Consider the following 21,473-nt stretch of genomic DNA (forward strand, 5'->3'; position numbering starts at 1 on the left):
AATTGCCATGACGATTCTTTTATCAGCACTTTTACTCGGATTAATGGGTAGCTTTCACTGCGCGGGTATGTGCGGCCCCATTGCCGTTGCACTGCCCCTGCACGGGAATACCGTTTCGCAAAAAATATTTGGAGGCACGCTTTACAATATCGGCCGTACCATCACCTACGGAATAATGGGGGCTGTTTTTGGTTTGCTCGGACAAGGCCTGCATTTAATCGGCTTTCAGCAAAAAGTTTCGGTGCTGATGGGCGCCTTAATGATCATTTCCGTACTTTTCCCGGCACTTTTCAGAAACCAGTACAGCCTCGATAAAAGCTGGTTCTCCTTTGTCGGCAAGCTCAAAAAAACCATCGGAAAAATGTTTGCCATCCGTTCGTTTCAGAGCCTGTTTTTTATCGGGATGCTTAACGGGCTACTCCCCTGCGGACTGGTTTACATGGCCATTGCCGGAGCTATCGGCACCGGAGGCGTGGCAGAAGGCTCTTTGTACATGATCCTGTTCGGATTGGGTACCATACCGATGTTGCTGGCCATCTCGCTGGCCGGAAACATAATGAGCCTTGCCGTTCGCAAACGAATCAACAAACTGATCCCGGTTCTTGTGGTAGTTGTAGGCCTGTTGTTTATTCTGCGGGGCCTGAGTTTGGGAATACCTTACCTGAGTCCACCCAAACAGAAGATTGAACAAAAATTTGAGAAAAGCCTTCAGTCCGAAGCCGAGGAGCTGCACCAGGAATCGAAGGGAGATTGTTGCAAGGGAAACATCGAATAATCTTTTGAAAGAAAAGAGCCGGTCTTCTGGCTCTGGTTTTCATTTCAAAAATTATGGAAACTTAAAAAGGTATAAAGAAAGTTAAGCTATCATGCAAATCTCGCTGGCTTTCATAATTTTACCTTGATCCTAAATTGGAAATCAGACAGCAGAGGAGTGAAACCTTTTTGTCTGATCCTTGTCCTCACTCATATACTTAAATGCCGGCTAATAATTAAAAAGACAAATTAATTGTAAATGAAACAGAAATACTTCCAACGCATTGTTTTGTTTATTTGTGTTTTGTTCGTCTTCCATTTTAACTCTGCAGCTCAATCTGAAAATGAACTAAAGGATACAATCAGAATAAAAAACAATCTGTTTTTGAATACCCTGCCTCCCGAAGCACTTCCCTTTTCAATGCCCTTATCACCAACGCTGAACAAAATGCAATTGCTCCCGGATAAATCCCCAACGGTTTATCAGTTCACCCCCCAACCGAAACAGGTTAGTACTTTTTCGTTCAGTCAAGCAAAAATTGAATCTGAAATCCCATCTATCGGATTCTCCCGCCAGTTCAACAATACCCTTACCTACCAAGGCGGAAACAAACTTGTTGCGTCTGCCGGAATTGGGCTTGTGCACCAGAACTCGGTTTTAAATGCCCATACACCCAACTACCAGCTAAATTTTCAGGCTTATTTAGAATATGAACTGACAGATTGGTTAAGTGCCTATTTTCACGGCCAGTATGTTACGCCATCGTTAACCGTCGATAATAAATTTGTAGATCCGCTCATGCTGTGGAGTCCCATATTTGAACAAACAGAGATAGGAACCGGGCTACAGGCAAAATATAAAAAGGTAAAACTGGATATTGGAATGAAGAAAACGTTTAATACACAAATCCGCGATTATGGTGTAAAATCGATGCATTCCAAGTTAATCCTCGGGTTTTAAATAGATTGGAATTGTCTTCGGGAAAATGCTTGCCTAAGAACCGGCTCTTGAATTTGGCCTTGTATCTTAACCTGAAAGCAGTTCCCGGAAATGATTATTTTCGCAAAGGATATTTATGAAGAACAAAGAAAATAATAATGCGTGTGTTCATTGCGGGGCCGATTGCGGCAAAGAACCCGTAATGTGGAACGACCTGCACTTTTGCTGCAACGGTTGCCTTACCGTGTATCAGCTTCTGAATGAAAACAAGCTGTACAACTATTACAAACTGGAGGAAACCCCCGGTATAAAAGTTGAAACCACTGAGTTTGGGAACAAATATGCTTTTCTCGACAACGAAGAAGTAAAACAGAAACTCATTTCATTTACCGAAGGCAGCATTTCAAAAGTGAGGTTTTTTATTCCGGTAATCCACTGTGCTTCGTGTATTTGGCTGCTCGAGCACCTGCAAAAGCTACATTCGGGGGTAAAGCACTCGTTTGTAAATTTCACCAAAAAGGAAGTGGACATTACCTTCGACGAAAGCCAGATTACCCTGCGGCAATTGGTCGAACTGCTTTCTTCCATTCACTACATCCCGGATTTATCGCAAAGTTTATCCGATAAAAAAGACGATAAATCGTACAAAAAACTATTGTACAAAATCGGGCTGGCAGGTTTTGTTTTTGTGAATGTAATGACCTACAGCCTCCCGGCCTACTTCAACGGCGAGCCACTGAGCGATAAATTGCAGACCCTGTTTAATATTCTGAGCTACATACTGGTTATTCCGGTTACCTTTTACAGCGGCAACGATTATTATATTTCGGCTTTCAAAAACCTGGTAAAGAAAAACATCAGCATCGATCTTCCCATCGCCTTAGGTATTATCGTACTGTTTGGAGTCACCACCTACGAGGTAATATCGGGGCTGGGGCCGGGTTACAGCGACAGCCTTTCGGGACTGATTTTCTTCCTGCTGGTAGGAAAATGGTTTCAGAGCAAAACGTACGAAGCGCTTTCGTTTGAACGCAATTACAAATCGTATTTCCCCATCGCTGTCACTAAAATCAACAAACAGGTAGAAGAAAGTATTCTGCTCGAAAGAATCGACGTTGACGATGTGTTGCTCATCCGCAACAAAGAGTTGATACCCGCCGACTGTGAACTTCTGGAAGGAGATGCACGCATCGACTACAGCTTTGTTACCGGCGAATCAACTCCGGTGACAAAAAAAGCGGGTGACTTTATTTACGCCGGCGGACGACAAATGGGTGGCATTATCCGCATAAAAGTAAAAAAAGAGGTCAACCAGAGCCACCTCACCAAACTCTGGAACCAGGATGCCACTTACCACAAACCCAGCGACACGCTAAAAACTCTCTCCGACCGCATCAGTAAATATTTTACGCTGATAGTGATTGCCATTGGCATAGCAGGCTTTACTTTTTGGATGTTGAAAGGAGAAACTCACACGGCCGTTTTTGTTTTCACGGCGGTACTGATTGTGGCCTGTCCCTGCGCACTTGCGCTTTCCATACCGTTTACCTTCGGAAATACCATGCGGATTTTCGGCCGCAAAGGGCTTTACATTAAAAATACCGACGTAATTGAAAAGCTTTCCCATATCAACACCATTGTTTTCGACAAAACCGGCACCCTCACACAACCCAACCAAAATGTGGTCGGATATTCGGGCGAAACACTTTCTGAGGCAGAATCGGAAGCTGTTTTCTCGTTGACCAAACAGTCGACCCATCCCCTGAGCGAAGCCTTGAACCAGTTCTTTAACAACCTTACCTACCGCGCTCCCGAACATTTTGTGGAAGTAGCCGGGCGCGGAATTTTCGGGAAGGTCAACAACATGGAAGTTCAAATAGGTTCGGAAGAATACGTTACCGGGCAAACAAAGCCTTCAGCCAAAAAATCTTCTACGGTTTTTGTTTCCATAAACGGAAAGCAGAAAGGGCATTATACCATCAGCAACCAGTACCGGAATGGATTGAGTGAAGTTTTGAAAACATTGAAAAGTCAGTTTGGCCTTTACCTGGTGTCGGGCGACAACGACGCCGAAGCCGGCAATCTTTCCACTTATTTCAACAGCCAACACCTGCTTTTCAACCAAAAGCCAGGCGACAAAGCCGATTTCATCAAAAACCTGCAAAGCAAAGGCAATACGGTTTTAATGACAGGCGACGGGCTAAACGATGCAGGAGCGCTGATGCAAAGCGATGTGGCACTTACCATTGCCGATAAAGCCTATCATTTTTCACCTGCCAGCGATGCCGTGCTCGAAGCCGGGCAATTTCACCGGCTGGCCGCTTTTATCCGCTTTACGCATACATCGCTCCGCATTGTAAAAATGGCCTTCATTATTTCCTTTTGTTACAATATTGTAGGAATTTCGTTTGCCATCAGCGGAAATCTTTCGCCGGTGGTAGCTGCCATTTTAATGCCTATCAGCTCGGTTTCGGTGGTGGCCTTTGCCACTTTTGTTACCCGGCTGGCCGGACAAATGAGGCTAAAATAAAGAAAGCGCAAAATTGCGCTTTCCCGGAGTTTATTCGTGCCGATACAACAACTTGGTAGAGGCGTTTTCCGCTGCTTTAATCAGGGGATATCCCGCGGGAGAAGCGGTCAGCAACGGGTGTGTTCCAATCTGCGCCGTCAACAACGAATTGAGGGTTATTTTATTCTGAACAATAATTCCGATCGTATTTATAAGTTCGCCCACTGAAAGTCCGCCCATTACTTCGCCTCCGAGAATAACACCTGATTCTTTTCCAACAATCAGTTTTACAAACTGGGTATGCGTATCCTTCAGGGTTCCGGGGTGGCGGTCAATTCCCTGGAAAGTACCGGTAACAATGTTGAAATTTTCGGCTTCGGCCAGTGTTTCGGTAATCCCGGCAACACCAAAACCAGTTTCACCCAATGCCGTGGAAAAAATAGAAATGGTACCGATGAAGTTTTTGATGGCCGACAATTTAAACAGGTTCATTCCGGCCACGCGCGCCTCGGCACAAGCTGTGGAGGCCAACATAATCGGGCTGGGTTTTCGTGTAAAGAAATCTCTTTTTTCAGCGCAGTCGCCCACCGCAAACACATCGGGATGTTCCGTTCTCAGGTAGTCATCCACTTTTATAAAACCTTTGGAAGTTACTGCAATCCCGGATTTTTCGGCCAGCTGCGAATTGGGTTGATACCCCATGGCCAGAATAACCGCATCGGCTTCCAGCAATTCCCCGTTTTCAAGTTTTACTCCATCTGCATGGCCGTTTCCGGTAATTTCAGACACCCCCTGCCCTGTTAAAACCTTTACACCACGCTCTTTCAACAAAGTTTCGGCCGGCAAAGCCACATCGGCATCAAAAGCCAGGTGCAAAACATGAGGCAACTTTTCCACCAACGTAATGTCTTTGCCACTTTTTCTCAACTCATCCGAAATCTCCACCCCAATAAAACCGCCTCCGATAACCACAATTTTTTTGAACTGCTGCAAGCTGGCCTGCATTTGGTCGAGATACGTTTTGTTCTTTGGCACAGTAAATACGTTGCGATAATCTGCTCCTTTTAACCACGATGGCTTTATGGGCGTGGAACCGGTACCGATCACCAGTTTATCATAGGCAATGCTCTGGCCTGAAGTATATTTTACCGTTTTGTTTTCCAGGTCGATCAACTCCGCCTCGTCAACAAGCATTTCAATGTTATTGGCTTCAAACATTTTATCCGATGGTAGAATGTCTTTTTCCGAACTCTGCACCGTCCCGAAAATATAAGGAATTCCACAAGGAATCAGTGTTTTCTCCTGTGTGGTAGTTACTACTATCTTCTTGCCCGGGTAAACCCTACGTGCTGTTAAAGCTGTTACCAGGCCGGCGGCACTGCTTCCGATAACCAATATGTCAGTTGTATTCATTCTTTTGATTTTTATAATTCACATTTCAGCTAGATATTCAGGTATTTAAATGATTCATCAGCTTTCATCCCTGACCTCCTTTCTCTTTTAATACCCGTTTACCTGGCTTGAGAAATATCATCCGGCCTCCGATTTGCATCGTTACTGCCGGATGATATATTTTTCCACTAAATACTCTTTATGGCAATCAAATGCCTTTATCATAACTATCAGAACAAATATATTGAACTTATGTTGAAAATAATTATGATTTTCCTCATTCCCTGTTGCTTCTTACAATCCTGCACTCTCAATCGTCTGGGCGCCAACAATAAACCATAAAAACACCGGCACTATTCAGCATGAAATAATTACAATTCACAAAGAAAATAAGAACCTTACATAACAATATATGTTTTCAAAAATCAACTTTTATTTCAATCATATGTTCTATTTTTGTATTTTGAAGGTTTGAATTACAAGCTGTAAATGCCAGAGGCGGCATAAAAGAAATGAAGGTACGTGTCTATGAAACCGGAAAACATTTTTCGCAAAATATGGAACTTCTACGCGGAGGGATTCCGGGAAATGGGAAGTTGGGGGCGGCAGGTTTGGATCATTATTCTGGTGAAACTCTTCATTATGTTTGTGATCCTCCGCCTATTCTTCTTTCCCAATTTCCTGAAATCAAATTTTGAAACCGATCAGGACAGAAGCAATCATGTACTGGAAGTATTAACCAAATCAAAATAAAAAGTAATGATCGAAATTGCTGATGCATCTTTGGTAGACTGGTCGAGGGCACAATTCGCGCTCACGGCAATGTACCACTGGATTTTTGTTCCACTCACACTCGGGATCACCCTTATCATTGCCTTTATGGAAACGCTTTATGTGAAGACCGGCAACGAAGAGTGGAAAAAGATTACCAAATTCTGGATGACACTTTTTGGGATCAACTTCGCCATTGGCGTGGCCACGGGGATTATCCTGGAGTTCGAGTTCGGGACCAACTGGTCGAATTACTCTTGGTTTGTTGGCGACATTTTCGGAGCGCCGCTGGCCATCGAAGGCATTCTGGCCTTTTTTATGGAATCGACTTTTATTGCCATCATGTTTTTTGGTTGGAACAAAGTGGGCAAAAAAACACACCTACTGGCCACCTGGTTAACCGCCATCGGTGCTAATCTTTCGGCCTTGTGGATTTTGGTCGCCAACGGTTGGATGCAGCACCCGGTTGGCATGAAATTTAACCCGGAAACCGCCCGCAACGAAATGGAAAACTTTTGGGAAGTGCTGTTTTCGCAAACGGCGGTCGATAAATGGCTGCACGCTACTTCTTCCGGTTTTGTGCTGGCATCGGTGTTTGTGATCGGTGTTTCGGCCTGGTACCTGTTGAAAAAAAGAGAACTCTTGCTGGCCAAGAAGAGCATTCTGATTGCATCGGTGTTTGGTTTGTTATCGTCGCTGTACCTGGTAATGACCGGCGATAATTCGACCCGCACCATTGCGAACGACCAAACCATGAAATTTGCAGCCCTCGAAGGTTTATACAACGGAAGCGAAGGTGCCGGGCTGGTCGCTGTCGGTCTATTTTCGTCGTCCGAAACCGATCCCTCGAACGAAAACCTGAAAGATTTTAACCTGAAAATTGAAATCCCCAACATCTTGTCGTACATGGCTTTTCTCGACTGGGATGCTTTTGTCCCCGGGGTGAACGACCTGATTAACGGGAACGAGAAATACGGCATCCTGTCGTATTACGAACGTATAAAGCGGGGTAAAGTAGCCATCGAAAAACTAACCCGGTTTAAGGAAGCACAAAAAAACAAAGAAACGCAACTTGCCAATTCCCTGAAAGCAGAACTCACCAGCAAGGATTTCCAGGAAAATTACTTCAGGTACTTTGGCTATGGATATTTTGAAGATCCGCACGACCTGATTCCCAATATTCCGCTAACGTTTTACAGCTTTCACACCATGGTTGGACTTGGCTTCTTTTTTATCCTGCTGTTCATTTTCTCTTTGGTATTTATTCTGAAAGATACTTTCGACCAAAAGCGCTGGTTTATGCGGCTGGCCATTATCTCCATTCCGCTGGCCTACATTGCCAGCCAGGCCGGTTGGATCGTTGCCGAAGTTGGCCGCCAACCGTGGGTAGTCCAGGATCTTATGCCTACTCTTTCGGCAGTAACCAGAATCAGCGCCGGCTCGGTTCAAACTACGTTCTGGCTTTTTGCCGTCCTGTTTACCGTTCTGCTGATCGCCGAATTAAAAATCATGTTCCGCCAAATAAAAATCGGACCAAAACATTAAAAGGAGGAAAAATCATGTTTGAAAATTTATCGCTTTTAGCATTGCAGCAATACTGGTGGGTACTGGTTTCAATACTGGCAGCGCTTTTTGTCTTCCTCACTTTTGTTCAGGGCGGGCAAACACTGCTCTACGCCGTGGGAAAAACCGAAGCCGAAAAAACCATTATCCTGAACACTTTGGGCCGAAAATGGGAATTTACTTTTACCACGCTGGTTACTTTTGGCGGAGCCTTTTTTGCCTCGTTCCCCCTGTTCTACGCCACCAGTTTTGGTGGTGCCTACTGGGTGTGGCTGACTATTCTGATAGCTTTTGTTATTCAGGCAGTTTCGTACGAATACCGCAAAAAACCGGGCAACTTTCTGGGTGCAAAAACGTTCGAGGTATTCCTGGTAATAAACGGCTTACTCGGAACGGTTCTGATAGGCACTGCCGTCGGCACCTTTTTTAATGGAGCCATGTTTTCGCTCAACCATCTCAATCAGGTTGACTGGCAAACTCCCTATCGCGGGTTGGAAGCAGTGCTTACCTTTCACAATGTAGCCCTTGGGCTGTCGGTCTTTTTTCTGGCACGGGTACTTGGAGCGCTGTATTTTATTTTTACGATCGACCAGGAAGTCATTGTAAAGCGGGCCCGAAAACAAGTTCTTTACAACACCCTTCCATTTCTGGCTTTCTTCCTTTATTTTCTGATCTGGCTTTTACTAAAAGACGGCTTTGCCGTGAATCCTGAAACCGGCGAGGTAAGCATGGAAAAATACAAATACCTGCACAACGTTTTGCAGATGCCGCTCAACACACTTATCCTTCTGGCGGGGATTGTTGCTGTTTTGTGGGGAATCATTTCCACTGTATTGATGAATAGCGGGAAAGGATTCTGGTTTGCAGGAAGTGGCACGGTCCTCACGGTTTTTGCCTTGTTCCTGATCGCTGGCTTTAACAACACCGCGTTTTATCCTTCTGTTTATGATTTGCAGTCGTCGCTAACCATTCAAAACGCGTCATCGAGCAAGTTCACTTTGACCGTGATGAGTTATGTTTCGCTGCTGATTCCTTTTGTGCTGGCCTACATCGTTTATTTCTGGCGGGCCATGAACCGGACCAAAATCACGGAACAGGAAATGAAGGAAGAATCGCATGTTTACTAATTCATGATTAGAAATAAAAAACGTAAGAATCAATAACCAAAATTGAATACTATGTACACCTCATCAATCATCTGGATGCTTACCTGGCCGCTATTGATCGTTGTTTCATACCAGCTCGTAAAGCTGGTGGTGAGAAAATACGATCGTAAGCTTGAGTCGAAGAAAAATGAAACAGAATAAAGAATAGATAAACCCGGTTTGAATACCGGGTTTTTTACTGCGATTCTCATTGGTTGAACAAGCACCACCCAAATATCAATATTTCAGAGAATGGGAATCCCATTACTCATCGCGAGTATCACTTTATCCTCAACAGGTCTATTCTCATATTTCATCATTTATTGCTTATTACTTCTTTATTCTTTCTATTTTTAGCCGTCAAAACCAAATAATAATGATTAACGGGAAAAAAGTTGTAGTTGTACTTCCGGCTTACAACGCCTCAAAAACACTTGAGATTACGTATAAGGAAATCGATTTCTCTATTGTTGACGATGTAATACTTGTGGACGACCTTAGTAAAGACGACACAGTTGAAGTGGGAAAAAAATTAGGCATAAAACACATTGTGGTTCACGAGCAAAACAAAGGATACGGAGGCAATCAGAAATCGTGTTACAACAAAGCGCTGGAAATTGGTGCTGACATTGTAATTATGTTACACCCCGACTACCAGTACACCCCCAAGCTGATTCCAGCCATGTCAAGCCTTTTGGGAAGTGGATTATACCATGTAGTTCTTGGCTCCCGCATTCTGGGGAAAGGTGCACTAAAGGGTGGAATGCCAATGATTAAGTATATCTCGAACCGCGGGCTAACCCTTATCCAGAACATTTTAATGAATGCAAAACTCTCGGAATACCACACCGGCTACCGGGCTTTTACCCGCGAAGTGCTTGAAAAAGTAAACTATAATGCCAATTCCGATAATTTTGTGTTTGATAACCAAATGCTGGCACAAATCTGGTACGCCGGTTACGAAATTGCCGAAATTACCTGCCCCACCAAGTATTTTGACGATGCTTCGAGCATCAACCTGAAAAACAGTACCATTTATGCACTGGGGGTCTTGAGAACTTCGGTTCAGTTTAGGTTACAGAAGTGGGGGCTGTTGAAAAATAAGATATTCAGAAATTAAAATTGATAATTTATCCATGTTTCCGGTCTTTAGAAGAAAGTCTTGGTTATCTTTTGTAGGCTTTACAAGAGGAGATATTGTTTTCTATATCATACTGGGAATCAATTTACTTCTTTTATCCATCACCAGATTTTACCCGTCGATGGACGGGCCTTCGCATCTATACAACTCAACACTGCTGGCCAATTTATTCTCCAATAATGATATTATCTCTGAGTTTTATATAATCAACAAAATAACTATCCCAAATTGGTCGAGCCATATTTTCTTGGCGTTATTCAATCTCATTTTCCCTGGCTGGTTAGCAGAAAAACTATTCCTGTACTTTTACATTATTGGGATGGCTTTATCTTTCAGATATTTTTTGAAACAAACAAATCCTCAAAATACCTATTTGGGTATTTTTATCTTTCCATTCTCCTATACTTTTCTCTTTCATTTGGGTTTTTACAATTTTAGCCTGTCTTTCATCTTTTTGTTTTTCACCTTGGCCTATTACATAAAACATATCGGGAGCCTTTCCATCAGAAGCCACTTGATTCTGTCCGTGCTCTTACTTCTTTGTTATTATTCAAATATTCTGATTTTTGGGCTATTGGGATTATCATTGGGAGCCTATCTCGTCCAGTACTCAATAAGAGAATACACAAAGGGAATGAGAGATGAAACTGCCAAATTATTTTTTATAAAAAAAATCTTTTACCTCTTTGCTGCCTCTTTACCATCTTTAGTATTTGCATTGCAATTTATTCTGCAAACCAATTTTTTTCAATCCGAACAGAGCTATTCCACATTGGAAATTATAAAATGGATATTCAACGTAAGGCCACTTATTATTTATGCTTACAATAGTGATATGCTGCTAACTACTCCATTCTTCTTTTTTCTCTTCATTTTACTCTTACTGAGAATAGTAAAAAGAAAAAAAGTTAGTTACAACAGTGTTAAGACACATTTTATACTGCTTCCTCTTTTCTTGTCCTTGTTATTGCTTTTCCTTATCCCCGAAGGGTCAGGTGCGGGGATGATGTCAACACGGTTAATAATCGTTGTGTACATGTTCGTCCTGTTATTCATTATTCCTATGGCAATGAATATCCGCTTCAATAGCATCATAATCGTTGCAGTTGTTCTCCTGCATGTTGGGCTATTGCTTAAACATCTCAACGGAACGATAAAGAAACTGGATAAACATGCCCAGGCTCTTTATGAGACGAGTAATAAAATCGATAATAATAGTATCGTTTTACCTGTAAATTTATCCGATCATTGGATTGAGTTGCACCTATCAAATTATCTGGGAGCAGACAAACCATTGATAATCCTGGAAAATTATGAAGCAGGCACCGGATGGTTTCCAGTTTCATGGAACGTGAAAGAAATGCCCCATGTTTTACTGGCAAATCACTCCAGTACAGAGGGTATTGCCTGGCCATCTAACATTCATTCTTCAAAAAGAATGACAATTGATGATGTCGTCATTTTTGGAAATATTGAAAAACTACAGATGGACAAATGGAATGAGTTGCGAGTAATCTTATCCGATAACTTCCGGCTGGATTATACTTCTCCAGACAGGTACGTATGGCTGTACAAAAGAATTTCAGATTAAACTCCAGACAATATGAAAAACAAATCATTTATTACCAATTTACTGTTTATTGGAGCATTAATATTCATCAGTTTTGCGTATAACTACCAAGAAATTCTTTTTTACCGACCTTACTCAAACCATACATGGAGACAGGCTGACTGTCTTTCAATTACGATGAACTATTATAAAGAGAACCTCAATTTTTTCACTCCCGAAGTTCACTGGACTGGAGATAGAGAAAATGGAAAAACGATATCGGAGTTTCCTATAATCTATTACACCGTAGCCCAGTTGTGGAAGATTTTTGGACAGCAGGAATTTATATACCGGCTAATAAATATTCTCATTGTATTTTCCGGTCTTTTCTCGCTCTTCAAGCTATCAGAAAGAATATTAAAGGACACTTTTTGGAGTTTTTTTGTCCCCCTGATCGTTTTCACCTCTCCGCTTCTAATATTTTATACCAACAACTTTCTATCAAATGCACCAGCATTTGGCTTGGCATTGACAGGCACTTATTTCTTTTATCGTTACGATGAAAAGCATAAAAAAAAGTGGCTGATACTTTCAATGGCATTTTTTACACTATCCGGACTTTTAAAGATTACATCTCTAATAATATTCATGGCCATTCTGGGGACCATTGTTCTAGATGGTATTATCAAGGTGTCGAACAAAAAACAAACGATCAAAAGTACTTTGCTAAAAATTGTTCCATTTTTATGTGTGCTTGCCGTAATTGCCATTTGGTACTTGTACGCTCGCTATTACAACGCCCAAAACCACCGTAATTTATTCTTACAAGATATTTTTCCAATCTGGGAACTTCCGGCTGATAAAAGAAGTGAAATTGCCAACTCATTATATTGGAATTTGCTGCCTTCTTACTTCAACAAAGAAGCATTACTGGGAATTGTGTTGTTGTTTCTACTCGTAATAGTATTCAGGAGAAAAGTAACTAAAAAATATTTATCTGTTTTAGTAATATCATTTATTGGAATAATTCTATACTCTCTCCTTTGGTTCAAAGCTTTTGATGTACATGACTATTACCTAACCAACTTGCTCATCTTCATCCCTTTGACACTGATCGTCTTCTTCGATTTCATAAAGAACAACAGTCGAAGACTTTATAAAAGTATCTTTTTAAAGGTGGGCTTACTTCTTGTTTTGCTTTTTCTTATTTCGCAAGGCGCATTAAAAACCCGGCTAAAATATGATTCGAAAAAATATATAAAGTATGATAACATCTTTATACAGGAAGATGAACGTAATTACTGGGAGTACATTCACTGGGATTATGGAAACAATTTTAAAGCATTTGAAACCATCACACCATACTTACGTTCTCTAGGAATTAAAAGAACAGACAAAGTAATTTGCATGTCAGACGCCAGCATAAATATTTCGCTATATTTTATGGATCAAAAAGGATTAACAAAGTATGGGTATGCTGTATTTTCGGATAAAGAAAGAGTTGAATTCGCCATTAAGCAAGGATGCAAGTATTTAATAGTTAACGACAGAGATCTCGAAAATAGCAGTTCATTCCTGCCTTATCTTTCTATGCAAATAGGGAAATACGAAAACATAAATATTTATAAACTATAACACTGTTTTAGAAGTGAATAAACATAAAATTGGAAATATGTTTCTACGAAAAAACGCAAAACATCCATATGAGCAAATTCTCTTTTTGTCGTTATTATTAATAGGCCTGCTACCTCTGATCATGACAAAATATTACTTAACTCTTGATGGCCCGGGGCATATCTACAACGGAAACATTATTAAAGAGTTGATTTTAGGGAATCATCAGGAATATGCGAACCTATTCCGACTAAACAACCTACCTGTTCCGAACTGGATATCTCACTTTCTTTTTGCAATATTCAACTTTGTCTTTCCTGATTATCTATCCGAGAAATTAGTAATTGGTATCTACTTGGTTCTCTTCCCCCTATTCTTTCGAAAGATTGTTTTGTGGTTTAAACCTCAAAATTACATCCTTTCCTATTTTGGTATTCTATTCGCTCACAACCACCTGTTGTACCTTGGGTCATACAATTTAATCTATGCCCTTGTCTTTTTCTTTATCACTATCTATTTTATACTTCGCTATTCCAATCAACTCAACTACAAGAACATCGCAATACTCGGCATTCTGTTCTTGCTGGGTTATTTCTCGCACATGCTTATTTTTATGATAACAATTGCTGTTACCATTCTGATGCCTTTGGCCACACTAAAATCGGAAAAAAAAGAGAACAAAATTACGTTATCAAACTGGCCCTTATTTTTCATCAAATTAAAAGTTGTTTTTATTTCAATGTTGCCAGCGTTGATTTTGGGAATCGTTTATCTTGTCAAAGTTGATTCACTGGAAGAAGCAGGGAGATTAGGCTTGGGAAAACTCATTAACTGGCTAGTTGATATCCGGCCTCTACTTACATTAAGCACAAGCAAACCGTGGAATATATTTACTCATGTACTGTTCGGTATTTTTGCTTTAATGATGATAGTTCAACTAACAACTTTCATAAAAGAAAATTGTGTTTTAAAAAACAAACAATTATTTATTAGCCTAGCTGCTCCAGGATTTAACCTAATTTGGTTTCTCCTATTTATCGGAACCACGTTCCTTTACCTGGTTGTCCCCAATGCCAATATTTTGCCCGAACGCTTAATCATTCTTGTTTTTATATTTTTCGGATTTTGGCTGGCAACCCAGGACCACAAAAAATGGATTCAATTTCTCTTTTTAACCGTTCTGATTGTAACGCACATTACATTCTCAATTTTTCTACATGGAAAGAACATGCGCAACTCGTCGAAACAAATTGAGCAAATGAATGAAATAACCCGTTATATCGAGCCCGGAAGTTTACTCCTCCCCTTTAACTATGCCTACCAACATAATTGGCTACACATGCATAGCCCGGGGTATTTTGGAAGCGATAAACCTGTTGCAGTAATAGAGAACTACGAAGGACAACTAAGATGGTTCCCGGTTAACTGGAACCTGAATGGCCCCTACCAATTAGACCCGATTAATGTTTGGGCCGCTGACAATAAAAAAATGGTTGAGCACTTCTACACAACACCCGAAAACCATCGTATTTTCTCATTACCTTTAAAAAGTGGAACACGAAACCCTATCCCTTATGTTGCCATTTTTGGAAAAGTAACAGACAAACAAAATGAAAACTATCAAGAAATCATCGCTGTACTGAATAATGGATACGACATGCTTTTTGAAAATGACTTCTGCAAACTGTATCAAATTCGCAATCAATAATCAGTAAAATGAAACCAATAGTTATTCTTTCCTGTTTAATTCTTATCCTGTCAGCATGTGATAAAAATGATGATTCCACACGAACAAATATCATCATTGGTATTAAGTCAATAGAAAATCTATTAGTTACCGACATTAATCCGGATATTACATTGGGAGATTTTCAAACGAAAGACTCTTGCTTTATTAATGTAAACAACGATCCATCGATGATTTTTCTATACGCACAAAGAACACATGGCTCCAGGAAGGATTAGTACTAGCCTATCTGGAGGTAACAATTTCTACATTACCAAATGGCGCTTATGTTTTAGTTGACTCTTTCGGGCACCCTAAGGGTTACGTCCTAAACGACATCATTAATATTGCTGAAAGGTGGGACAGCGGAGAATTCACTTTGGTAAAAAAACAAATTCCTTAACTCCACCCTTTAATTCTTACTCCATAACAGGTAACTGGGACAATGCCACAGAAGCTTATATCGGGATAAAACTAAAAGATAATCAGCTGGGATGGCTCCAAATTTCGATAACTCAATATGGAGCACATATTCACGAGTATGCAATCTTATTGTAACGGAGCTTATTTATTTCTTAAATCCAGATTCCAAAGAGTATATCTCCGTTTCGGTAGTCTGGAATATTTATCATTCAAATCATTAATATCTATTTTCCCTCCCGCACTATTTTTTGATGGATGTTATCAGTACAAAATAACTCCCCTCTCAATTGACGAGTATTGAAAAAGCTAACTTCCCCGAGGGAATAAAGAATATCTGTTCCACTTTCCCTTACTAACAACTCATCAATAATTAGTCGTGTTCCATTCTTTAGCACATCATTCTTAACAGATATTGAGATTAGTTCACTGTTGTTTCTTGCTTCGATACTGATCTCGATCAATGCCCATTTCCCATCAAAACCTTTAATGTGTCGGTGCGCATCCGAATAAAAATAATTAGTTACTTCCTGTGTTTCGGGGTTTCGCTGCACCAGTTCGATGGTAGTCCGCAAATAGCCATCTTTTGAATAATCGTACATCCAAAAACTAACTTTATACTTTTTCCCTGCATCTGCTTTCAGCGTATCATTCAAAATGTTTTTCCAATGCCCGGTAGAATAGTGCAAAGCACCTTCTCCATTATAGGTAATATCCGATTTCTGATCATCAAAATTTCGGACAATAAAAGCAGAAGAAGAATCACTCACCTCAACTCCCTGCACTTCCTGCCATATTTTCCCACTTATTTTTTGCCGAATTTCACTTACATAATTTCCTCTCATTTCCTGCAAGGCTTCAATCGACAAACTTTTCACCTCAACTTTATCATTTTTAAAAACAGGCTCCGAAAAACGGATCAAACGCTGTTCATCTTCATTGGGAGAATAATCCCCATTAATAAGCAGTAAAAAAGGCTTACTCGCGGGTAAATCTGTCAAAAGGGCGTAGGACTCAAATGGCTCAGTTACCAGCGTGTAGTTTTTGTACGTTTGAGAAATTGATGTTCGGCTAAGCTGAACAGCGGTTGTTGGCAGGCCAGTTTTCAGCGAAGCAATCATCGTCATCTCCTGCATATTGTTTTTGCTTTCGATCCAAATATTTTCTGAACCAACATGAAAATAGGGAATGGGAAGAATCGCCTGATAATCTGCCGGCTTAATTTTACTCACCCACTCATTTTGAGGCAAGGAGTTTGAAACGTCCTCCATCTCCGCATTCCGGTTCTGAATAAAACGGCTGTTCATGTATATATTCCAATATCCATCGAACAGCAGAAATCCGACGGCTAAAACCGTCAGAACTTTCCACAAGTTACTTTTGTTGTTTTCAACAAGTTTTCTGTACAGGGCATAGAAAACAACGATATTCAGCACATAATAAAATAACCACGAGAACCTGGCCAACGCTCTTAGCTGACGAAAAGGGCCCACATAATCAACCATCCATTCCAACCCAAATATAAAAGGGATTCCGAATGAAAAAAGCAAAGCAATAAATGAAGTCCAGAAAAATGTATTCAGAACAAAATTATCAGTGATCTTAAATGCATTTTTGCGAACGACAATCTTCCTCACAAAAACAACCATTCCAACCAGAAATCCCACAAGAGCCGAGACTCCGATAAAAGACAGACTTTCCCAGGGAACATGTTTAAACACGGTTATTACTTCGGGCACAAAACCATAAGGCTTTCCGCTGGGAAGCAAAACTCCCGCCGGATGTCCGCGGTAGGCAAAAAAACCATAGGGATATGATGTTCTATCAACAACAGAGTCGTAACCGCCAACTAGCCATTGAAAAATCAGGAAGGGTAAAATCAGTTGTATAAAAAAATACACGAATCCTTTTATCAAACCAAAACTCCGCTCTTTATTTACAAGCTGTGCAAGCAAATAAAGTCCGATAATAAAACCGTTGAACCCATAAAAATACATGTGCATAGCACCTGAGAAGAAAGTGACAAGTGCTATTAGACCGGCATTTTTGTAACCTGGCTTTTTATGAAACCGAAGAACCAGGAAAAGCATGAATGGTATCCAGAACATCCAGGAAAGAGAGAAATGTCCACCAAACCGGGCAATCTGTGGCGAAAGCATACAAATTCCAGCAGAAACCACAGAAGCATACCACCAGTTAACATTCAGCTCGAAAAATACCAGGAACAGAAATCCGGCAGCTGCAACAATTGAAAAAATCATTAACAGATTCATAATTCCAACTATATTGTCGCTGATATCAATAAAATGGGCACTAATAAATTTAACGACATTTACCACCGCCGGCTGGCTTCCGGTAAAAAACACCATCTCGCCATACGGATAGTTCATCCCGTTCATTCGCATTAAAGAAGTATCGTATTTAGCATGATAAATGGCCCCGTAATAGGCCTTAAAGCCATCGCCATCAGCGGAATAATAATTATTATTGGGATCGAAAATGATTTTGCCAAAGAATAGAAAAACAACCGCAGTAGCCAATAAAACAGTCAATAAGTATCCCCTGATTCTAGAGTTCATTATTCAAACAGTGGTTTATTAAGTTTTACAAATTAAAGTATATTTGACAACATAAAACATGCGTCGATGAATATACCCAAAAAAGTTTCGGTAATTATTCCATGCTTTAACGAATCAGAAGGTCTTCTGCTTTTTTACAAAGATCTCAAAAGTCATCTCCCTGAAAAGTACCATTACGAAGTAATTTTTGTAAATGACGGAAGTGCAGATAATACCTTGGAAGTAATCAAAGAGCTTCGGCAAAATGATTCGTCGGTTCATTTTATCTCCTTTTCCCGAAACTTTGGACATCAGAATGCTTTAAAAGCGGGGTTTGATATGGCTTCCGGCAATTGTGCTATTTGCCTTGATGCAGACCTTCAGCATCCTCCAAAACTAATCCCTCAACTTATGGAAAAATGGGAAGAAGGGTTTGAATCTGTTGTTACCAAACGAATTGACCATGATTCCATTTCCGGATTCAAGAAATTAACTTCCAGGATGTTTTACCAACTTACCAATCGGTTGTCGGATGTAAAATTGGAGAATGGAGTTGCTGATTTCCGTTTACTGGACAGGAAAGTTCTGGACGCGTTAAAAAGTTTCTCAGAAAACCAGATATTTCTGAGGGCCGTCATTCAATGGCTGGGCTTTAAACAGTGTATTATTTCCTACAAAGCAGGAGAAAGAGTGGCCGGAGACTCAAAATACACACTAAAGAAAATGTTGTCTTTTGCCTTGTCAGGAATCACGGCTTTTAGTATCAAGCCCTTAAGATTCTCTATTTATCTGGGGCTTTTGTTCGCTGCATTGTCATTTCTCTACGGAGTTTACGCACTGGCTGTATTCCTGTTTACAAACAATGCCCTTCCGGGTTGGACTTCGATTTTAATGAGTGTTCTTTTTATTGGAGGACTAAACCTCCTAATGCTAGGTATTATTGGAGAGTACCTTGGAAAATTATTTATCGAGAATAAAAAACGCCCCAATTATATCATCGCAGAAACTGATTTGGGAACGCTCAATTAGCTCAATTTGAACTTTACAATATTTTATTTTTACAAGAGCACGGCTCTATTTCTCATTAAAACCATTTGATTTCTCAGAATTAGTTTTCATTTTTAGAGCGCACAAACGCTTTGCTTATGGCTAAATCACTGGTAAACACAAATGCAAAATTTGGCACACTGCCAGTATTTTTAACAGCTTTATCCACCATTTTAGGTGCTATTCTTTTCCTTCGTTTTGGCTGGGCTGTCGGCCAGGTTGGTTTTATTGGCGTAATCGGAATCATCATTCTGGGGCATGTGGTAACTATCCCCACCGCTTTTGCCGTAGCCGAAATTGCTACCAACCAGCGTGTTCAGGGCGGCGGTGCGTATTACATTATCAGCCGCTCGTTTGGGCTGAACATTGGTGGTGCCATTGGTCTTACGCTTTATCTTTCGCAGGCCATCAGTGTCGCATTTTACGTGATTGCTTTTGGCGAGGCTTTCGAGCCGCTTATCAGCTGGATAGCGCAAACCTACGACTTTTACATTCCCGACCGCCGTTTTATCTCCGTACCCACAATGGCTTTGCTTTCGTTGCTCATTCTTACCAAGGGAGCCAATGTGGGCATGAAAGCCTTGTATGTTGTTGTAGCCGTTCTGCTTACTTCCATTGTCATGTTTTTTATGGGAGACTCGCCCATTAAACCTGCTGAAGTAAATTTCCACCTTACGGTAGCAGACAACCTCGATTTCTTCTACGTATTCACAATCGTATTTCCGGCTTTTACCGGACTCGCTGCGGGCCTCGGACTTTCAGGCGATCTGAAAGACCCTCAAAAATCAATTCCGCGCGGAACCCTTTGGGCAACCGTTGTGGGGATGCTGGTATACATTGCAGTAGCCTATAAGTTTGCTGTTTCGGCCTCTCCCGAAAAGCTTGTAAGCGACCAGTTGATTATGCAGGAAATAGCAGTTTGGGGGCCCATCATCCCCATCGGGCTGGCAGCTGCATCGCTGAGTTCGGCATTGGGATCGATTATGGTAGCACCCCGCACTTTGCAAGCCATTGGCTTCGACGATATTTTCCCACAAAACCATGTGAACCGCTGGTTTGCCAAAGGTCGCAAAAAAGACAACGAGCCCATCAACGGGTCGCTGATAACCATTTTAATTGCCTTTGTGTTTGTACTGATCGGCGATGTGAATTTTGTGGCGCAAATTATCTCCATGTTTTTCATGGTTACTTACGGCGCCATTTGTTTGATTTCCTTTCTTGAGCACTTTGCCGCCGATCCCGCCTACCGACCCACGTTTCGCTCGCGGTGGCAAGTTTCGCTGGTAGGGGCACTGTTCTCCTTCTGGCTGATGTTTAAAATGAATGCTACTTACGCTGCGTTGTCGGTCGTTATCATGGCAGTGATTTATTATGCGATTATGCTCAACAACGATGATAACCAGGGACTCAACAAACTTTTCAAAGGGGTTATTTTCCAGTTAAGCCGACAGTTACAGATAATCCTGCAACGCGCCGACAGCGAAAAAGACACCAGCTGGCGTCCGTTTGGCGTTTGCATTTCGCACGATACTTTTAAACGCCGCTCGGCCTTCGACATCATGCGCTGGATTTCGTATAAATACGGCTTTGGCACTTATATTCACTTTATCAAGGGCTTGCTGAATGAAAAAACCACCGAAGAATCGAAAAAAATACTGGACCGGCTGATTCAACTTTCGGCCGGAAGCAAGAACCGGGTTTACCTCGATACCATTATTTCACCATCATATACATCGGCCATTGCGCAGGTGGTGCAGCTTTCGGGGATTTCGGGCAAAGGGAACAACCTCATTTTGTTTGAATTTTCGCGCACCGATCCTGGTAATCTGAAGGAAATAACAGGAAACTACCAGATTGTTGAATCGGCAGGTTTTGACATCTGTATCCTGAATACTTCCTACAAAAGTTTTGGGTATAAAAACGAAATTCATATCTGGATCAGCCCCGAAGATTACCAAAATGCCAACCTGATGATTTTGCTGGGCTACATCATTCTGGGCCACCCCGACTGGAAAAAAGGGAAGATCAAAATTTTTGCGCTTTATCCCGAAGAAGGTATCGAAGACAAGCGACAACAATTGATGGACCTGATCAAAACGGGCCGCCTTCCCATAAGCCCGGCCAATATTTCGATGGTGCCTTTTGACTCGGGCAACCGTAAAGGCGTGATCTCCAATTATTCGGCCGATGCCGACCTCACCATTATCGGATTTACCAGCGAGGCTTTGAAGAACATGGACGAATTCAGCGAAGGCTACAACGATTTGGGAAACATCCTTTTTGTGAGTTCCAACAAGGCCAAAGCAATAAACTAAAAAAGCACTACGTTTTCACACTTGGCAGAT

At 41.2% G+C, this 21,473-nt stretch carries 16 protein-coding genes; 13 read left to right on the forward strand and 3 right to left on the reverse strand.

Features of this window, described 5'->3' with window-relative positions; all coding sequences use genetic code 11:
• The first annotated feature begins 7 nt into the window (after window positions 1-7).
• The 3 genes from D1614_RS07155 (at window position 8) to D1614_RS07165 (ending at window position 4,223) form a co-directional block, all read left to right on the forward strand.
• A complete protein-coding gene (locus D1614_RS07155; RefSeq protein ID WP_206609940.1) occupies window positions 8-775 on the forward strand; it encodes a sulfite exporter TauE/SafE family protein in 768 nt (255 codons plus the stop codon).
• A gap of 237 nt (window positions 776-1,012) precedes the next feature.
• Window positions 1,013-1,714 carry a hypothetical protein gene (locus D1614_RS07160; RefSeq protein ID WP_119437205.1) on the forward strand — a complete coding sequence of 234 codons (702 nt, stop codon included), beginning with the start codon at window positions 1,013-1,015 and terminating at the stop codon, window positions 1,712-1,714.
• Between the two features lie 115 nt (window positions 1,715-1,829).
• Window positions 1,830-4,223, forward strand: coding sequence for a heavy metal translocating P-type ATPase (locus D1614_RS07165; protein ID WP_119437206.1), 2,394 nt, complete (start codon window positions 1,830-1,832; stop codon window positions 4,221-4,223).
• Between the two features lie 30 nt (window positions 4,224-4,253).
• Here D1614_RS07165 and D1614_RS07170 read toward each other — a convergent pair whose 3' ends face one another.
• Window positions 4,254-5,615 (reverse strand): NAD(P)/FAD-dependent oxidoreductase, encoded by a 1,362-nt coding sequence (locus D1614_RS07170; RefSeq protein WP_119437207.1) that lies wholly within the window; start codon window positions 5,613-5,615, stop codon window positions 4,254-4,256.
• 507 nt (window positions 5,616-6,122) lie between these two features.
• Between D1614_RS07170 and D1614_RS07175 the strand changes: the two genes are divergently transcribed.
• From D1614_RS07175 to D1614_RS07190, 5 genes are all read left to right on the forward strand, one after another.
• Window positions 6,123-6,347, forward strand: coding sequence for a DUF4492 domain-containing protein (locus tag D1614_RS07175; protein WP_119437208.1), 225 nt, complete (start codon window positions 6,123-6,125; stop codon window positions 6,345-6,347).
• 6 nt (window positions 6,348-6,353) lie between these two features.
• Window positions 6,354-7,910 (forward strand): cytochrome ubiquinol oxidase subunit I, encoded by a 1,557-nt coding sequence (locus D1614_RS07180; RefSeq protein ID WP_119437209.1) that lies wholly within the window; start codon window positions 6,354-6,356, stop codon window positions 7,908-7,910.
• Between the two features lie 14 nt (window positions 7,911-7,924).
• Window positions 7,925-9,055 (forward strand): cytochrome d ubiquinol oxidase subunit II, encoded by a 1,131-nt coding sequence (gene cydB, locus D1614_RS07185; protein WP_119437210.1) that lies wholly within the window; start codon window positions 7,925-7,927, stop codon window positions 9,053-9,055.
• Between the two features lie 51 nt (window positions 9,056-9,106).
• Window positions 9,107-9,235 carry a hypothetical protein gene (locus D1614_RS26345; protein WP_262707203.1) on the forward strand — a complete coding sequence of 43 codons (129 nt, stop codon included), beginning with the start codon at window positions 9,107-9,109 and terminating at the stop codon, window positions 9,233-9,235.
• Window positions 9,236-9,449: 214 nt separating this feature from the next.
• Window positions 9,450-10,193 carry a glycosyltransferase family 2 protein gene (locus tag D1614_RS07190; protein ID WP_119437211.1) on the forward strand — a complete coding sequence of 248 codons (744 nt, stop codon included), beginning with the start codon at window positions 9,450-9,452 and terminating at the stop codon, window positions 10,191-10,193.
• 346 nt (window positions 10,194-10,539) lie between these two features.
• On the opposite strand, the gene D1614_RS25540 is transcribed toward D1614_RS07190, so the two are convergent.
• Window positions 10,540-10,728 carry a hypothetical protein gene (locus D1614_RS25540; protein WP_147384069.1) on the reverse strand — a complete coding sequence of 63 codons (189 nt, stop codon included), beginning with the start codon at window positions 10,726-10,728 and terminating at the stop codon, window positions 10,540-10,542.
• Between the two features lie 120 nt (window positions 10,729-10,848).
• On the opposite strand from D1614_RS25540, the gene D1614_RS07195 reads away from it, so the two are divergent.
• Genes D1614_RS07195 through D1614_RS07205 form a run of 3 tightly spaced genes read left to right on the forward strand, consistent with a single transcriptional unit; the run spans window position 10,849 to window position 15,085 of the window.
• Window positions 10,849-11,805 carry a hypothetical protein gene (locus D1614_RS07195; protein WP_147384071.1) on the forward strand — a complete coding sequence of 319 codons (957 nt, stop codon included), beginning with the start codon at window positions 10,849-10,851 and terminating at the stop codon, window positions 11,803-11,805.
• A gap of 12 nt (window positions 11,806-11,817) precedes the next feature.
• On the forward strand, window positions 11,818-13,398 hold the full coding sequence (locus D1614_RS07200; RefSeq protein WP_119437213.1) for an ArnT family glycosyltransferase: 1,581 nt from the start codon (window positions 11,818-11,820) through the stop codon (window positions 13,396-13,398).
• A gap of 13 nt (window positions 13,399-13,411) precedes the next feature.
• Window positions 13,412-15,085, forward strand: coding sequence for a hypothetical protein (locus D1614_RS07205; protein ID WP_147384073.1), 1,674 nt, complete (start codon window positions 13,412-13,414; stop codon window positions 15,083-15,085).
• Between the two features lie 665 nt (window positions 15,086-15,750).
• Here the strand turns inward: D1614_RS07205 and D1614_RS07210 are convergent.
• Window positions 15,751-18,102, reverse strand: a complete 2,352-nt coding sequence (locus tag D1614_RS07210; protein ID WP_147384076.1) for a DUF6311 domain-containing protein — start codon at window positions 18,100-18,102, stop codon at window positions 15,751-15,753.
• 66 nt (window positions 18,103-18,168) lie between these two features.
• Between D1614_RS07210 and D1614_RS07215 the strand changes: the two genes are divergently transcribed.
• Entirely contained in the window at window positions 18,169-19,110 is a 942-nt protein-coding gene (locus D1614_RS07215; RefSeq protein ID WP_206609941.1) for a glycosyltransferase family 2 protein, read from the forward strand.
• A gap of 116 nt (window positions 19,111-19,226) precedes the next feature.
• On the forward strand, window positions 19,227-21,443 hold the full coding sequence (locus D1614_RS07220; RefSeq protein ID WP_119437216.1) for an APC family permease: 2,217 nt from the start codon (window positions 19,227-19,229) through the stop codon (window positions 21,441-21,443).
• Window positions 21,444-21,473: the final 30 nt, after the last annotated feature.

It is taken from the genome of Maribellus luteus (assembly GCF_003576475.1).
Classification (GTDB): domain Bacteria; phylum Bacteroidota; class Bacteroidia; order Bacteroidales; family Prolixibacteraceae; genus Draconibacterium; species Draconibacterium luteum.

Coding starts and splice junctions, on each gene's coding strand:
- D1614_RS26345 (WP_262707203.1), top strand. CDS start 9,107: ATGTACACCTCATCAATCATCTGGATGCTTACCTGGCCGCTATTGATC.
- D1614_RS07160 (WP_119437205.1), top strand. CDS start 1,013: ATGAAACAGAAATACTTCCAACGCATTGTTTTGTTTATTTGTGTTTTG.
- D1614_RS07165 (WP_119437206.1), top strand. CDS start 1,830: ATGAAGAACAAAGAAAATAATAATGCGTGTGTTCATTGCGGGGCCGAT.
- D1614_RS07195 (WP_147384071.1), top strand. CDS start 10,849: ATGAGAGATGAAACTGCCAAATTATTTTTTATAAAAAAAATCTTTTAC.
- D1614_RS07175 (WP_119437208.1), top strand. CDS start 6,123: ATGAAACCGGAAAACATTTTTCGCAAAATATGGAACTTCTACGCGGAG.
- D1614_RS07155 (WP_206609940.1), top strand. CDS start 8: ATGACGATTCTTTTATCAGCACTTTTACTCGGATTAATGGGTAGCTTT.
- cydB (WP_119437210.1), top strand. CDS start 7,925: ATGTTTGAAAATTTATCGCTTTTAGCATTGCAGCAATACTGGTGGGTA.
- D1614_RS07190 (WP_119437211.1), top strand. CDS start 9,450: ATGATTAACGGGAAAAAAGTTGTAGTTGTACTTCCGGCTTACAACGCC.
- D1614_RS07180 (WP_119437209.1), top strand. CDS start 6,354: ATGATCGAAATTGCTGATGCATCTTTGGTAGACTGGTCGAGGGCACAA.
- D1614_RS07210 (WP_147384076.1), bottom strand. CDS start 18,102: ATGAACTCTAGAATCAGGGGATACTTATTGACTGTTTTATTGGCTACT.
- D1614_RS07220 (WP_119437216.1), top strand. CDS start 19,227: ATGGCTAAATCACTGGTAAACACAAATGCAAAATTTGGCACACTGCCA.
- D1614_RS07215 (WP_206609941.1), top strand. CDS start 18,169: ATGAATATACCCAAAAAAGTTTCGGTAATTATTCCATGCTTTAACGAA.
- D1614_RS07170 (WP_119437207.1), bottom strand. CDS start 5,615: ATGAATACAACTGACATATTGGTTATCGGAAGCAGTGCCGCCGGCCTG.
- D1614_RS07200 (WP_119437213.1), top strand. CDS start 11,818: ATGAAAAACAAATCATTTATTACCAATTTACTGTTTATTGGAGCATTA.